We start from the raw sequence: 12,889 nt of genomic DNA, 5'->3' as shown, positions 1-12,889 counted from the left end.
GGGGACTCGCGAGCAGATGCAGGTCGGTATAACCGGGGTGGGCGCGTACCTTCCGGAGCACGAGGTCACCACGGCCGAGCTGCAGAAGCGGGTGTCGACACGGCTGCCGGGCGGCCTGTTCGCCAGGCTCACCGGCATCGAGAAGCGGCGGATCGCGGCCGCCGACGAGTACGCGTCGACGCTCGGCCTGTACGCCGCCCGAAGCGCCCTCGCCCACGCCGACCTGGACCCGCTCGACATCGACCTGCTGCTCTTCGCCTCGGCGAGCCGGGACATGGTCGAGCCGGCCACCGCGCACATCCTGCAGGACGCGCTCGGCAGCAAGGCGCACGCGCTCGACGTCACGAACGCCTGCAACAGCTTCGTGAACGGCATCGACCTGGCCCGTTCGATGATCCTCGCGGGCCGGGCCGGCCGTGCCCTGGTCGTCACCGGCGAGACGCCGACCCGGGCGATGCGCCTCACCACGGATCTCGCCGACGCGCGCAAGTCGTTCGCCGGGTACACGTTCGGCGACGCCGGGGCGGCCGTCGTCGTGGAGCCTGTCGAACGCGGCGGCATCCTCGACATCGACACCGAGACGCACTCCGAGCACTGGACGGCCGGCGGCATCCCGGGCGGCGGGTCCCGGCATCCGCGCGGTGACGAGCACACCTACTTCGCCGGCGACGGCCACCGGTTGCGCGGTGTCTTCGAGAAGGTCGGCGCCGGCATCCTGGACCGGGTCCGCAGCCGCACCGGACTCGACTACGGCGACTACGCCAAGGTCCTCGTGCACCAGGTGACGCTGCCGTACCTGGATCGCTTCGTCGAGGTCACCGGCGTGCCGAAGGACAAGCTGGAGATCACCGTGGCCGGCCTGGGCAACATGGCCAGTGCCACCCTCGGCGTCCAGCTGGCCCGGGTCCACGCCGAGCTCCGGACCGGCGACCGGGTGCTGCTGGTCGGGCTCGGCGGCGGTGTGAGCCTCATGACGATGGTGTGGGAGAAGTCGTGAGCACCCGGCTGTGGGTGGTGGTTCCGGCGTACGACGAAGCGGCCCGGATCGGCGCGACCCTCGACGCCCTCGCCGCACAGACCGACACGGCGTTCACGCTGCTCGTCGTCGACAACGGGTCGGCCGACGCGACGGCTGACGTGGTGCGCGCCTTCGCGGGCCGCGCGCCGTTCCCGGTGCACGTGATCAGCGAACCGGAGAAGGGGGTGGGCTGCGCTGTCGACACCGGATTCCGGTTCGCGATCGATCGGGGTGCGCGGCTCATCGCCCGTACCGATGCTGATTGCCTGCCACGACCGGGATGGGTGGCGGCGGCCCGGGAGGCGCTCGACGGCGGCGCCCGGATGGTGTGCGGCCGGATCACCGCGCGCCGCGACGAGCACGGCCCGGCCGGACGGGCGTTCTTCGCCGGGCTGGTCGGCCTGGCCGCGCTCTTCGGCAGGCTGCGGCCCGCGCATCGGGAGGACGGGTACCTGGCCCCGTACCGGATGCACGCCGGGAACAACATGGCGATCACGGCGGATCTGTACGAGGCGTGTGGCGGCATGCCGCGCCGCCCCTCCCCGACCGACCGGCTGTTCCTGAACCGGGTGCGCCGGACGACGACGTCGATCGCCCGGAGCCGGACCATGGTGGTGGAGAACTCGACCCGCCGGATCCGCGCCTACGGGGTCGTGCGGACCGCCCGGTGGTACCTCGACCAGGGCAGCGGCGACCTGACACCGGATCCCCGATGATCCTCGACGAGCTGAACGCCGGTCTGCGCCCCGGCGACGACACACCGGCTCTGCTCTCCGCGCGTCTGTCCCGCGGCGATCTGGCGCAGCTGCGGGATCGGTACGCCGCGGCTCTGCACGCCCACGGGATCCGTGCCGGTGACACCGTCGGGCTCGCCGTCCGTCCGGGGGGACTGTCGCTCGCACTGCTGCTCGCGGCGTACCGGATCGGGGCTCGCATCGCGGTCGTGGACCCGCATGCCGGACCGGACGTCGTGGCCGCCCGCCTCGCTCTCGCCCGGCCGGAAGTGATCGTCGCGGACGCCGCTGCTCAGGCCGTCGCGGGCTGGGCCGCTCCCCTGGCGAGACGAGCCGGACTGGCCCTGCCGAACCTCGCCTCGCTGGCCCCGACGGTGACCGCCGGCCGCCGCCTGCCCGGCAGCGCACCCGCGTTGAAGCTGGTCAGCGGCCCTCCTCCGGCGGTCTTCGAAGGCGACGGGGACGCGGTCATCATCTTCACGTCCGGCACGACGTCACGGCCTCGCGCGGTCGTCCACACGCGTGCCGGTCTGGCCTCGGGGCTGCAGGCGGTGACCGATCTGGTTCGGCCGGCGGCCGGGGTGCCGATCCTCGGCGGGACGTTCTTCGTGATGCTGCCGTCGCTCGCCGCCGGCGCGCCGGTCGCCGCGCCCGCCCGGCGGCCCCGCGCGCTGGCCCGGCAGATCGCCACGCTGGAACCGCAGGCCACCTATCTCACGCCACCACAGCTGCGGGCCGCGCTCGACGCCGGGGTGCGGTTCCGCGGGCGCGTCTACAGTGGATCAGCTCCGGTCTCGGCGCGGCTGCTGGCGAGGGTTCGCGCGGCGGGGGCGGCCGAGGCGTGGTGCGTCTACGCGCTGACCGAGGTGTTCCCGGCGGCGGCGGCCGAGGCCACCGAGAAGACGGCGTACGACGGCGAAGGCGACCTGGTCGGCGAGTTGCTGCCGGGCGTGCGCGCGCGCCTCGACGACGATCACTTGATGCTCTCCGGCGCGGGCGTCTGCGATCGGTACCTCGGCGAGGACCCGCACGAGTGGGTCGCGACCGGCGACCTGGCCCGCCTCGACGGCCGCCGGGTGCTCCTCGCCGGCCGCTCCAAGGACATGATCCTGCGCCGGGCCGAGAACATCTATCCCGGCCTCTACGAGCCGTCGCTGCACGTCAGCGGCGTCTCCCTGGCGGTGCTGGTCGGTGTTGAGGCCGGTGACGGCGACGAGGAGGTGGTCGCCGTGATCGAGACGATCCCCGGCGCCGATCGCGAGTCGGTGCGCGCCGCCCTGCGTGATCCACTGCAGCGGATGGGCGCGGCCCGCCCGGACCGGGTGATCTTCGCGCCGATCCCGCTGTCCGGCCGGTCCCGCAAGCCCGATCGGGCCAGGCTCGCTTCGGATGTACGCCGGTGAGCCTCGCGGTGATCGTTCCCGCCTACAACGAGTCGTCCGCGATCGGCGGGGCGCTGGCAGCGCTCGCCGCCCAGTCCGACCTGGACTTCCGCCTCGTGGTCGTGGACAACGCCTGCACCGACGACACCGCCGCCGTGGTGCGCCGGTTCGCCGCGACCGCACCCTTCCCCGTCGAGATCGTCACCGAGCCGTCGCCGGGCGCCGGGACCGCTGCCGACACCGGTTTCCGGCACGCGATAGCCGGCGGCGCCACCCTGCTGGCTCGCACCGATGCCGATTGCCTTCCGGCTCCTGATTGGATCGCGACCCTCCGGTCGTACATGGAAGAAGGCGCCGAGATGGCGTGCGGCCGCAGCATCCCGCGACGCGACGAGGATCCGTCCTGGACCGAACGCGTGATCTTCCCGGCGGTGGTGCGGCTGGCCGCGACCTACGGCCGCTATCGGCGGGCGCATCGTTCCCCCGAGTTCCGCACGCCCTACGTCCTGGTGCACGGGCACAACCTGGCGATGAGCGCCTGGCTGTATCTCAGCTGCGGCGGCACCGCCCGGGAACCGCTCGAAGACGGTTCCGAGGACGTCACGCTGCTGAACCGGGCGCGGCGGCACACCTCGCGGATCGTCCGGGCCGAGGACATGGTGGTCGAGTCCAGCCTGCGCCGGCTGCGGGCGTGGGGGCCGAAGCGGACGCTGCTGTGGCACTGGGACCGCCGATTCCGTCCCCCCACACCGGCCGAGGTGCACATCCGATGACACACTCCTCCGCCCGGCGCCGCGATCGCCGCGTCTACCTGGCCGGCCATCCGGTGCTGTTCACGCTGATGGCCATCACCCGCCGGTGGCCCGCTCTGCGACTCGGGGGCACGGTGATCGCGCACTCCCGTGAGGCCTATCTGGACGGTCTGCTGCGGGTGCCTCTCGACCGGACCGCCGAAGGCACCACGGGCGGGGCGGCGGGGCGGCTGACCGGGGGCGGGCTGCTCTTCGACCAGGAGGGGGCCTCGCACCGGGCTGCCCGGCGTACGCTCGCCCTGAAGGTCGCCGACCTCCGTCCGGTGTGGACGCCGGTGCTCGCCGCAGAACTCGCGCCCCTGGCCGCAGGCGAGCCGATCGACATGGTCGACGTGGCCGCCGTGCTGGCCGGAACCACCGCGGCGGCGATGCTCGACCTTGACGTCGACGGCGCCACCCTGGCCGCCGCGGCCCGTGACGCGGCAGCCGCGGCGGCGCGCGATCATCTGCCGGGACTGCGCCGGCCCGGATCGGGCAAGGCAGCGGCGGCCGCGGCGGCCCGTCTGAACGCTTTGGTCTCCCCGCCGGGTTCCGTCTCCCCGCCTGGTTCCGTCTCCCCGACCGGCCCTGTCTCCCCGCCTGGCCCTGTCTCCCCGACCGGCCCTGTCTCCTCGACCGGCTCTGTCTCCCCGCCTGGTTCCTCGGTCGATGGGCTTGCCGCCATGCTCGCGGTGGCCGCGATCAACACGACCGTCGCGGCCCTTCCGCGCGCCGCAGCATGGTGCGCCGACGCGGACCTGTGGGACTCCCCCATCGATTCCCTGGTCACCGAACTGCTCCGGGTCACCTCGCCGACGCCCCTCCTGCCCCGGGCAGCAGCCGGCGAAGGCACGATCGCAGGCTGCCCGGTCCGAGCCGGCGACCGCCTGATCCTGGTATCCCGCCATGCCGTGGACGCCCACCACACCGACCCGTCCCCCGCCTCACCAGCGCCGGCCCACATCTCCCAACTGGTCTTCGGCGCCGGCCCGCACGCCTGCCCCGGCGCCAGCCTGGCCCGAGCCCAGATGGCTGATACTTTGACGGCCCTCGCCCCGTACCGTCCGAAAGTGCTCACCGCCCGCGCGGATCGCCGCAGCGCCCTCCCCGGCTGGTCCTCGCTGATCCTCACCCCTACGCGGTGATGGCCCCCGTGCATGTGGCCATCACCTGCGCCTCGGTCCCGGCTGGTGAGTGCTGGGGTCATGGTGAGGGATGGGATGGACGCGAGGACGAGTGAGCCGGCGCGATGACGGGCGGGTTGCGCGCAGTGACGTGATGACGGGCAGGGTGGGGTGGCGTGATGATGGGTGCGCAGATGGCCGGTGGGCTTGATGGGGCTCGGGTGGCGGTCACCGGGGCCAGCGGCTTCTGTGGTGGACATGTCGCGCGAGCGGCTGCGGCGGCCGGCGCCCGGGTGGTGTGCCTGGGGCGGCGCCCTGGTCCGGTGGGTGAGTTCCAGTATTGGGACGCAAGGCGTACAAGGCCTGATCTGACCGAAACCGATCTCGTGCTGCATCTCGCCGCAGCCGTGGGTGACCCGCCGCCCGGCCGCGCGGCTGAGGAGGCGTTCCGGGCGGTGAACGTGGACGGGACCGCCCGCCTGCTGGATGCCGCGGGTTCGCGCACCGTCGTCTGGGTGAGTAGTGCAAGTGTGTACGAAGCGGGCGGATCGGCACCGATCAGCGAGGATCATCCGCTCGGTGGCATGACCGCTTATGGTCGCACTAAGGCAGCCGGCGAACGCCTCGCTCTCGATGCCGGGGCGGTCGTGCTGAGGCCGCGAGCCGTCTACGGTCCCGGCGATCCTCACCTGCTGCCGCGCCTGCGCAGGGCGATTCGCGGCGGCCGGGTGCTGCTGCCCGGTCCGGACATTCCGCTCAGCCTGACGGCCGTCGAGAACCTTGCCGACGCCTGCCTGTCTGCCCGAAACTGGTCACCAGGCGCCTACAACGTCGCCGACGAGCCGACGTACCGCCGCGACGCGATCGTCGGTCTCGTCTGCGGGGTGCCGGTCCAGCACGTGCCGATCACTTTCGCACGAGCGGTCGCGGCGGCATCCGGACTGATCACGAGGCTGACGGGGACAGAGCCGACCCTTTCCCGGTACGCCCTCGAGCAGCTGACCGTGCCCGTCATCCTGAACACGGCCCGCGCTCGCGACCAGGGCTGGACCCCGTCCCGATCCTTCACCGACTACGCGTCCACCCTGACCGTCGCCGCGGCTGAGCCGTAGCCCAGATACCCGACCTGACTACGGCCCACCAACCCGAGCCGCACCCCAAGCACCTCAACAAACCACCAACACGTGCATCGGCTACGGCCCGCGCACCGATCAGAAACGGACCCGGCGGCTCTCGTGCAGGGCGACATAAGCAGCGCGCCGCGCCGAATCACGAGCGAGATCGATCCCGACCCGAGCGAGCAGATTCGCCCCGTCGATCACGGCCTCGTCGGCGGCCACCGTCCGCGCCGCCACCGCGAACTCCTCCGTGTGTGGCATCGCCGCCGCACCGCGAAGCGCGATCATCGGATGGATCGACGGCACGACGTGACTGATATTGCCCATATCGGTGGAGGCACTGTTCGACCCGGGTGGCAGGATCACGGCGGCCCGGCCGAAGTCGGCGAGATGCGCGCCGTACGTCTCCATCAGCCACGGGTCGTTGCGGAGATCGAGGTAGTCGGGCGCGGTACGCCGGATCGTCACCTCGGCGCCGGCCGCCACCGCGCCGGCCGTGAAGCAGTCCCGTACCCGCCGCCGCAGCGCATCCAGTTGATCGAGGTCGGGGGCGCGCACCTCGTACTCCATCACGCTCTCCGCCGGGATCACGTTGATCGCCGTCCCGCCGTTCCGGACGAATCCGGCGATCCGGCAGGCCGGCGGCGTCTGCTGGCGGAGCAGCCCGATCGCCACCTGTGCCACGACCGCTGCGTCGGCGGCGTTCACCCCGTCCCACGGCGCACCGGCAGCATGAGCCGGCTGACCGCGATAGATCACCTCGAATCGAGTGCAGGCCTGGGTGGTGTCCCGGACGCCGGCCGTGTCGATCGGCCCGGGATGCGCCAACATCGCGACGGTCACGTCGTCGAACGCCCCGCCTTCAAGCATCAGCGCCTTGCCCCCACCGCTCTCCTCGGCGGGAGTGCCGAGCAGCTTGACGCGGAACCCGTACCGATCGGCAGCGGCCTTGAGCCCGATCGCCGCGCCCGCCGCGATCGCGCAGATGATGTTGTGCCCGCAGCCGTGACCGATTCCGGGCAGCGCATCGAACTCCGCGCAGAGCCCGATCGTCAGCTCACCCTCGCCGTAGACGGCCGTGAGCGCGGTCGGCAGGTCACATTCCCCCTCAGTGACCTTGAACCCGGCTGACCGCATCAGGTCAGCCAGCTTCGCCACCGACGCCCGCTCAGCGAAGGCCACCTCCGGCTCGTCGTGCAGGCTGTGACTGAGACCGATCAGCCGGTCCCGCCATTCGGCGATGTCCGCGCCGGCGATGCCGTACCGCTTGCTCGCGCTCATCCGCTCTCCTCCCGGGACTCGGTATGTACCCACCCGGCCGCAGGGCGGTCTGTCCGATCACAGACAGGTTGCAGTGCGATGACGCCCAGGTACACGATCTATCAATGACACCCCTCCTGACCTGCGGAAACATCAAGATCAAAAGATCAGGCCACCGACGTACGGGTAAGCCGCGTCACGCCGTCAACATCGTTGACAGGTGCCGTCAACGATGTTGACACTACGACGGTAAGAATTGCTGTCCGAAAGCGTTCAGTCATGCAACGGCTCGCCACACTGCCCCGCCAGCTGATCTGGTTCATGCTGGTGGGCGCCCTCAGCACGGTGCTGCAGACCTTCGTCTACGTAGCCGTCCGTTTCGCCGCCCCGGCGACCTGGGCCAGCTGGATAGCCCTGTTCGCGATCACCCCGCTGAACACCGAAGCCCATCGCCGGGTCACCTTCAACGTCAAGACCTCAGCAGTGGGCCGCCTCCACTGGGAAGCGGGCCTGACGTCGGTAGCCGTCTATCTGGCCAACCTGGCCGTAGCCCCCTGGTTCACCGGAATCGCCGGCCCCCACCCCACCTCTCTCGAAGAGGCGATGATCCTGGCCCTGACCGGCAGCCTGATAGGCGCACTGCGCTACGTCATGTTGCGAGGCTGGGTATTCGCCAAACACCGCCACCCCTCCCCCGCCACCGCAAGCCCCGCCACCCAAAGCCCCGCCACCGCAGGCCCCGCCGCTCTAAGCCTCACCGCTCCGAGTACCGCCGCTCCGAGCCCCGCCGCTCCAAGCCCCGCCGCTCCGAGCACCGCCGCTCCGAGCACCGCCGCTCCGAGCACCGCCGCTCCGAGCACCGCCGTCGCAAGCCGAGCCACCCAAAGCTCCGCCACCCCAAGCCCCACCGCTCAAAGCCTCAACACCCCAAGCCTCAGCGATGGAGGCACCGCGCCACTGCTCGCCAAGTCCGACATTTCCGAAATGTCAACTATGAGATGGATGACGGGCGAGAGTGGGGCAGCCGGCGAGAGCAAGCTGGCCGGCGAGAGTGAGCTGGCAGGCAAGGTCGAAGGCAAGTCAGGCACGCTCAGCGAGTCAGGCATGCTCGGCAAGCCAGGAACGCTCGGCAAGCCAGGAACGCTCAGCAAGCCAGGAACGCTCAGCAAGCCAGGAACGCTCAGCAAGCCAGGAACGCTCAGCAAGCCAGGAACGCTCAGCAAGCCAGGAACGCTCGGCGAGCCTGGAATGACCCGCAAGTCCGGCGCGAGCGAGGCAGCCGCGGGCACGGGTGTCGGGCCGCGGGCCGCCGATGAGTCAGGGGACGGCTGCGATGAGAGTGGCGCGCCGGCTGGGATTCCGGGTCGGGTGCATCGGCTTGGGTTGAGGCTTATTCGGCGGGAGGGTCGGCGCTGTCTAGCAGCCGCTGGATCGCGTCTCCGTAGAGCGCGACGATCGCCGGCCGGTCGGCGCAGCTCAGCACAGGATCAGCGACCAGCCAGTACGCGTTGATCAGGCCGGCGAACTGGGCTGCGACGAGGCGGGCGCGGAGTTCCGGGTAGGCGCCGCCGATGCGGTCGGCCAGCGGGCCGACGAAGACGTCGTGCATCGAGGCCCGGAGGCGTTCCTTGATCTCCGGGCGGTCGGAGGCGGTCAGCATGGCGCGGTAGACGCCGGCTGCGGCGGTGTCCGAGGCTCGCAGCACGAAGCGGACCAGTTCCCGGCCGAGGGATTCGATCGGACCGGCGAGGATCTTCGGGAGGTCCTTCGACACCGAGACGGTGGCGAGGAAGAGTCCTTCCTTCGATCCGAAATGGCGGATCACCAGAGCCGGGTCGCAGCCGGCGGCGGCAGCGATGGCGCGGACCGTGGTCCCCGCGTAGCCGTCGCGGACGAACAGCTCGGCCGCCGCGCGGTGGATCGAGTCCCTGGAGGGAAGGTTCTGCGGCGGCACGCCTCCGATTCTAGGTCGAAACCCCGAACCGGCCAGAGGGGCCGATCGGCCCCTCTGGCGATCGTGGAACGAAAGCGCGACAGCAGAGCGCGAAGTCAGTCTTGCAACGGGTGCAGGAAAGAAGTACCGGAACGACGACTAACCGCGCCGGCGGCGGCCCAGGAGCAATGCCACGGCGCCGAAGAGCACCAACGCCGCTCCCCCGAGACCGATCACCGCGACGTTGGAGCCGGTGAGAGCGAGCGCTCCACCCGTACCCCCATCGCCGGGAAGCGGCTCACCGAGGGCGACCGGGCGGACGGCGGCCGAGGGCGAAGCCGAGGCCGAGGCCGAGGCCGACGGTGACGGCGACGGCGCCGGGGAGGAGTGGCGGGACGGCGCGGCGGCCGAGGGAGACGGCGACGGCGAGTAACCACCGTGGTCCCCACGAGGCGGCTTGACGGCCGCGGGAGCGCAGGCGGCGACCGACATGTACCCGAGCGCCACATCGAGCAGGTGAGCCGTCCCGATCTTCACCTCGACACGGAGAGTGGCCGCCGAGGCGCTGACCTTGCGCTTGCTCACGTCCGATGTGACCTGTCCGAGCGAGAGCCGCACGGTGGCGTCGTGCCGGCCCTGTGAGCCCTTGCCGCCGATGAGCCCGAGCGAGTCGGCGACGCTGATCGAGACGTCGGCGCCGGCATCACGGAGCGTGCTGACCGTCTCGCCACCGGAGGTGACCTCGAGGACGGCGGGCCGGTAGTCGACCGCGGAATGCCGAGAGTCGGGCGCGGCGACCACTTCGAGGGTCGGCTGGGTGACGACCTTGATGCCGATCTCGTGTTCGGTACCGGTGAAGAGGCTGAGGTCGCCGAGAGCGACACCCGCACCTGCCCGTACGCCGACCCGGCCGCCCTTCAACCGCACCAGATCCGTCGCGCTCTGCGTGGAACCGGTCGGGCCCACCCGCAGCAGGCTGCTCCGATGCGAGGCGAGACTGAGCACCGGTACGCCGTGAGTCCCGCCGAGGACGTCGAGCCCGGCCAGCATGGTCGCCGACCTGGTGAGCGGCCCGGTCTTGCCGCACCGGTAGGCGTCGTCCCAGGTGGCTTCGGCGCGGGCGGTGCCGGACTTGACGGTGGCGAGCCCGGCGACGTCGACGGCGGCGAGGTCGACCCCGGCCGGGCCGCTGCTGCGCGGCGCGGTGGAGACCGCCGAGGCCTGCCCGCCGGAGATGCCGAGCAGTTTCGCGTCGGCGTACCGTGCGGTCGCGACGGTCTTGTGCGGCTTGCCCTTGCTGTCGGCCTCACCTCGCGAGGAGGCCAGCCGGACGTCGGCGAGGGCGGGCAGATCCCGGTGGAGCGGTCCCGGGTCCAGGATCGTGATCTTGGCAAGGTCGGCCTGCGAGCGAGCGCTGAAGTCGGCCTGCGAGCGAGCGGTGACCTGGCCGTCCCGGCAGTCCGTCGTCGCTGCCGCGGCGGGCGCCGCCGGAACGACGAGGGCGGCTACGACAGCGGCTGCTGCGGTCTCCGCGGCGCGCCGTCGGCGGGGCGTGGGGATCTGGCGGCGAGCGATCGGCATGTGGTGCGTCCCTTCCGGGTGGGGAAGATGTCCGATCTCTCATCGCAATGCACCCTTTGTGAGCTACGGCAGGCTCACTGACGCATCACCATGCGCGTATACCGGCTAAAGGGACAGACCACCTCATCACCGTCGGAATCAACGAGATTGCTCCGGATAGGACGCGCCCGAATCGGATTCCTCGGTGAGCGGCCGGGCGCCACCCTCCGGAGGCCCCGCGGCGGACTGCCCACCGGCCGCCAGCTCCGGGAACTTCGCGTCGAAGGCGGGCCGCTCCGAGCGGATCCGGGGCATCCGATCGAAGTTGCGCAGCGGCGGCGGGCTCGACGTCGCCCATTCGAGGGAGTTGCCGTGGCCCCAGGGATCGTCGGCGGTCGTCACCTCGCCCGCGTGGTAGGACTTCCAGACGTTGTAGATGAACGGCAGCGTGGCGACGCCGAGGATGAACGCGCCGATCGTCGACCACATGTTGAGGACGGTGAAGCCGTCCGTGGAGAGGTAGTCGGCGTACCGCCGGGGCATGCCCTCGGCGCCCAGCCAGTGCTGCACCAGGAAGGTCATGTGGAAGCCGATGAACGTGAGCCAGAAGTGCAGCTTGGCCAGGCGCTCGTCGAGCATCCGGCCGAACATCTTCGGGAACCAGAAGTAGATCCCGGAGAAGACCGCGAACACGATCGTCCCGAACAGCACGTAGTGGAAGTGGGCCACCACGAAGTAGCTGTCGTGCACCTGGAAGTCGATCGGCGGCGAGGCGAGCAGCACGCCGGTCAGGCCGCCGAGCAGGAACGTCACCATGAACCCGATCGCCCAGAGCATCGGCGACTCGAAGGTGATCTGGCCGCGCCACATCGTGCCGATCCAGACGAAGAACTTCATCCCGGTCGGGATCGCGATGAGGTAGCTGAGCAGGCTGAAGAACGGCAGCAGCACCTGGCCGGTCGCGAACATGTGGTGCGCCCACACGCTCATCGACAGCATCGTGATCAGGATGGTGGCCGCGACCAGGGTCTTGTAGCCGAAGACCGGCTTGCGGCTGAAGACCGGGATGACCTCGGTGATGATGCCGAAGAACGGCAGCGCGATGATGTAGACCTCGGGATGGCCGAAGAACCAGAACAGGTGCTGCCACAGCATCGGCCCGCCGGTGTTCACGTTGAAGACCTGCGCGCCGAGGATCCGGTCGGCCGCCAGAGCGAAGAGCGTGGCCGCCAGGAACGGGAAGACCAGCACCACCAGCACACTGGTGAGCAGGATGTTCCACGTCATGATCGGCATCCGGAACATGGTCATGCCGGGCGCCCGCAGGCAGATGATCGTCGTGATCATGTTGACCGCGCCGAGGATCGTGCCGAGACCGGAGATCGCCAGGCCGACCACCCACATGTTGCCGCCGAGGCCCGGCGAGTTCTGCCCGCCGCTCAGTGGTGTGTACGCCGTCCAGCCGAAGTCGGCGGCGCCGCCCGGGGTGAGGAAGCCGGCCACCGCGATCAGGCCGCCGAACAGGTAGAGCCAGTAGGCGAACGCGTTGAGCCGCGGGAACGCCACGTCCGGAGCGCCGATCTGGATCGGGACCACGAAGTTCGCGAAGGCGAAGACGATCGGGGTCGCGAACAGCAGCAGCATGATCGTGCCGTGCATGGTGAACAACTGGTTGTATTGCTCCGGGGAGAGGAACTGCATGCCGGGGCGGGCCAGCTCGGCGCGCATCAGCAGCGCCATGAAGCCGCCCACCACGAAGTATCCGAACGCGGTGACCAGGTACATGATGCCGATCTGCTTCGCGTCGGTCGTGCGGATCGCCCGGGCCAGCCAGGAACCGCGGATCTGACGCCGCACCGGCCACGGCCGGGTCTGCACGGGACGAGGCTCAACTGCCGTCATCGGAAGTCCTCCCGAATCGTTCGTACTCCCCGGCAGAGTCCCTTGCCAACCCGCCCACATCAACAGA

The 12,889-nt window shown here is 70.7% G+C and carries 10 protein-coding genes and 1 pseudogene; 7 read left to right on the top strand and 4 right to left on the bottom strand.

What is annotated here, in order from left to right:
• The first annotated feature begins 16 nt into the window (after window positions 1–16).
• The 6 genes from EP757_RS19595 (at window position 17) to EP757_RS19565 (ending at window position 6,161) form a co-directional block, all read left to right on the top strand.
• On the top strand, window positions 17–997 hold the full coding sequence (locus EP757_RS19595) for a 3-oxoacyl-ACP synthase III family protein (RefSeq protein WP_127548071.1): 981 nt from the start codon (window positions 17–19) through the stop codon (window positions 995–997).
• Window positions 994–1,734 (top strand): glycosyltransferase family 2 protein, encoded by a 741-nt coding sequence (locus EP757_RS19590; RefSeq protein WP_197725540.1) that lies wholly within the window; start codon window positions 994–996, stop codon window positions 1,732–1,734. Before EP757_RS19595 ends, EP757_RS19590 begins: the two co-directional genes overlap by 4 nt.
• Window positions 1,731–3,155: a class I adenylate-forming enzyme family protein gene (locus EP757_RS19585; protein WP_127548070.1), complete on the top strand. Its 1,425-nt coding sequence runs from the start codon at window positions 1,731–1,733 to the stop codon at window positions 3,153–3,155. The genes EP757_RS19590 and EP757_RS19585 overlap by 4 nt, the downstream gene beginning before the upstream one ends.
• Window positions 3,152–3,907 (top strand): glycosyltransferase family A protein, encoded by a 756-nt coding sequence (locus tag EP757_RS19580; protein WP_127548068.1) that lies wholly within the window; start codon window positions 3,152–3,154, stop codon window positions 3,905–3,907. The genes EP757_RS19585 and EP757_RS19580 overlap by 4 nt, the downstream gene beginning before the upstream one ends.
• Window positions 3,904–5,070, top strand: coding sequence for a cytochrome P450 (locus EP757_RS42820; protein ID WP_160165818.1), 1,167 nt, complete (start codon window positions 3,904–3,906; stop codon window positions 5,068–5,070). The genes EP757_RS19580 and EP757_RS42820 overlap by 4 nt, the downstream gene beginning before the upstream one ends.
• A 158-nt stretch (window positions 5,071–5,228) precedes the next feature.
• Window positions 5,229–6,161: an NAD(P)-dependent oxidoreductase gene (locus EP757_RS19565; RefSeq protein ID WP_232050576.1), complete on the top strand. Its 933-nt coding sequence runs from the start codon at window positions 5,229–5,231 to the stop codon at window positions 6,159–6,161.
• A gap of 99 nt (window positions 6,162–6,260) precedes the next feature.
• Here EP757_RS19565 and EP757_RS19560 read toward each other — a convergent pair whose 3' ends face one another.
• On the bottom strand, window positions 6,261–7,448 hold the full coding sequence (locus EP757_RS19560; RefSeq protein ID WP_127548062.1) for an amidohydrolase: 1,188 nt from the start codon (window positions 7,446–7,448) through the stop codon (window positions 6,261–6,263).
• A 258-nt stretch (window positions 7,449–7,706) separates the two neighbouring features.
• Here EP757_RS19560 and EP757_RS44815 point away from each other — a divergent pair.
• A pseudogene (locus EP757_RS44815) lies at window positions 7,707–8,087 on the top strand (GtrA family protein); the annotation flags it as partial.
• Window positions 8,088–8,817: 730 nt separating this feature from the next.
• On the opposite strand, the gene EP757_RS19550 reads toward EP757_RS44815, so the two are convergent.
• The 3 genes from EP757_RS19550 to ctaD all read right to left on the bottom strand — a co-directional run bounded on the left by EP757_RS19550 (window position 8,818) and on the right by ctaD (window position 12,822).
• Complete coding sequence (locus EP757_RS19550) at window positions 8,818–9,381, bottom strand: TetR family transcriptional regulator (protein WP_127548059.1); 564 nt, start codon at window positions 9,379–9,381, stop codon at window positions 8,818–8,820.
• Between the two features lie 138 nt (window positions 9,382–9,519).
• Window positions 9,520–10,941 carry a hypothetical protein gene (locus EP757_RS19545; protein ID WP_127548057.1) on the bottom strand — a complete coding sequence of 474 codons (1,422 nt, stop codon included), beginning with the start codon at window positions 10,939–10,941 and terminating at the stop codon, window positions 9,520–9,522.
• A 138-nt stretch (window positions 10,942–11,079) separates the two neighbouring features.
• Window positions 11,080–12,822 carry a cytochrome c oxidase subunit I gene (gene ctaD, locus EP757_RS19540; protein WP_127548055.1) on the bottom strand — a complete coding sequence of 581 codons (1,743 nt, stop codon included), beginning with the start codon at window positions 12,820–12,822 and terminating at the stop codon, window positions 11,080–11,082.
• Window positions 12,823–12,889: the final 67 nt, after the last annotated feature.

The sequence above is a fragment of the Actinoplanes sp. OR16 genome (genome assembly GCF_004001265.1).
In the GTDB taxonomy this organism is placed as follows: Bacteria; Actinomycetota; Actinomycetes; order Mycobacteriales; family Micromonosporaceae; genus Actinoplanes.
This window is presented reverse-complemented; position numbering and strand designations above follow the sequence as displayed.

Excerpts from the sequence above, each read along its gene's own strand:
- ctaD (WP_127548055.1), bottom strand. The coding sequence starts at position 12,822 with ATGACGGCAGTTGAGCCTCGTCCCGTGCAGACCCGGCCGTGGCCGGTG.
- EP757_RS19595 (WP_127548071.1), top strand. The coding sequence starts at position 17 with ATGCAGGTCGGTATAACCGGGGTGGGCGCGTACCTTCCGGAGCACGAG.
- EP757_RS19560 (WP_127548062.1), bottom strand. The coding sequence starts at position 7,448 with ATGAGCGCGAGCAAGCGGTACGGCATCGCCGGCGCGGACATCGCCGAA.
- EP757_RS19565 (WP_232050576.1), top strand. The coding sequence starts at position 5,229 with ATGATGGGTGCGCAGATGGCCGGTGGGCTTGATGGGGCTCGGGTGGCG.
- EP757_RS19545 (WP_127548057.1), bottom strand. The coding sequence starts at position 10,941 with ATGCCGATCGCTCGCCGCCAGATCCCCACGCCCCGCCGACGGCGCGCC.
- EP757_RS19585 (WP_127548070.1), top strand. The coding sequence starts at position 1,731 with ATGATCCTCGACGAGCTGAACGCCGGTCTGCGCCCCGGCGACGACACA.
- EP757_RS42820 (WP_160165818.1), top strand. The coding sequence starts at position 3,904 with ATGACACACTCCTCCGCCCGGCGCCGCGATCGCCGCGTCTACCTGGCC.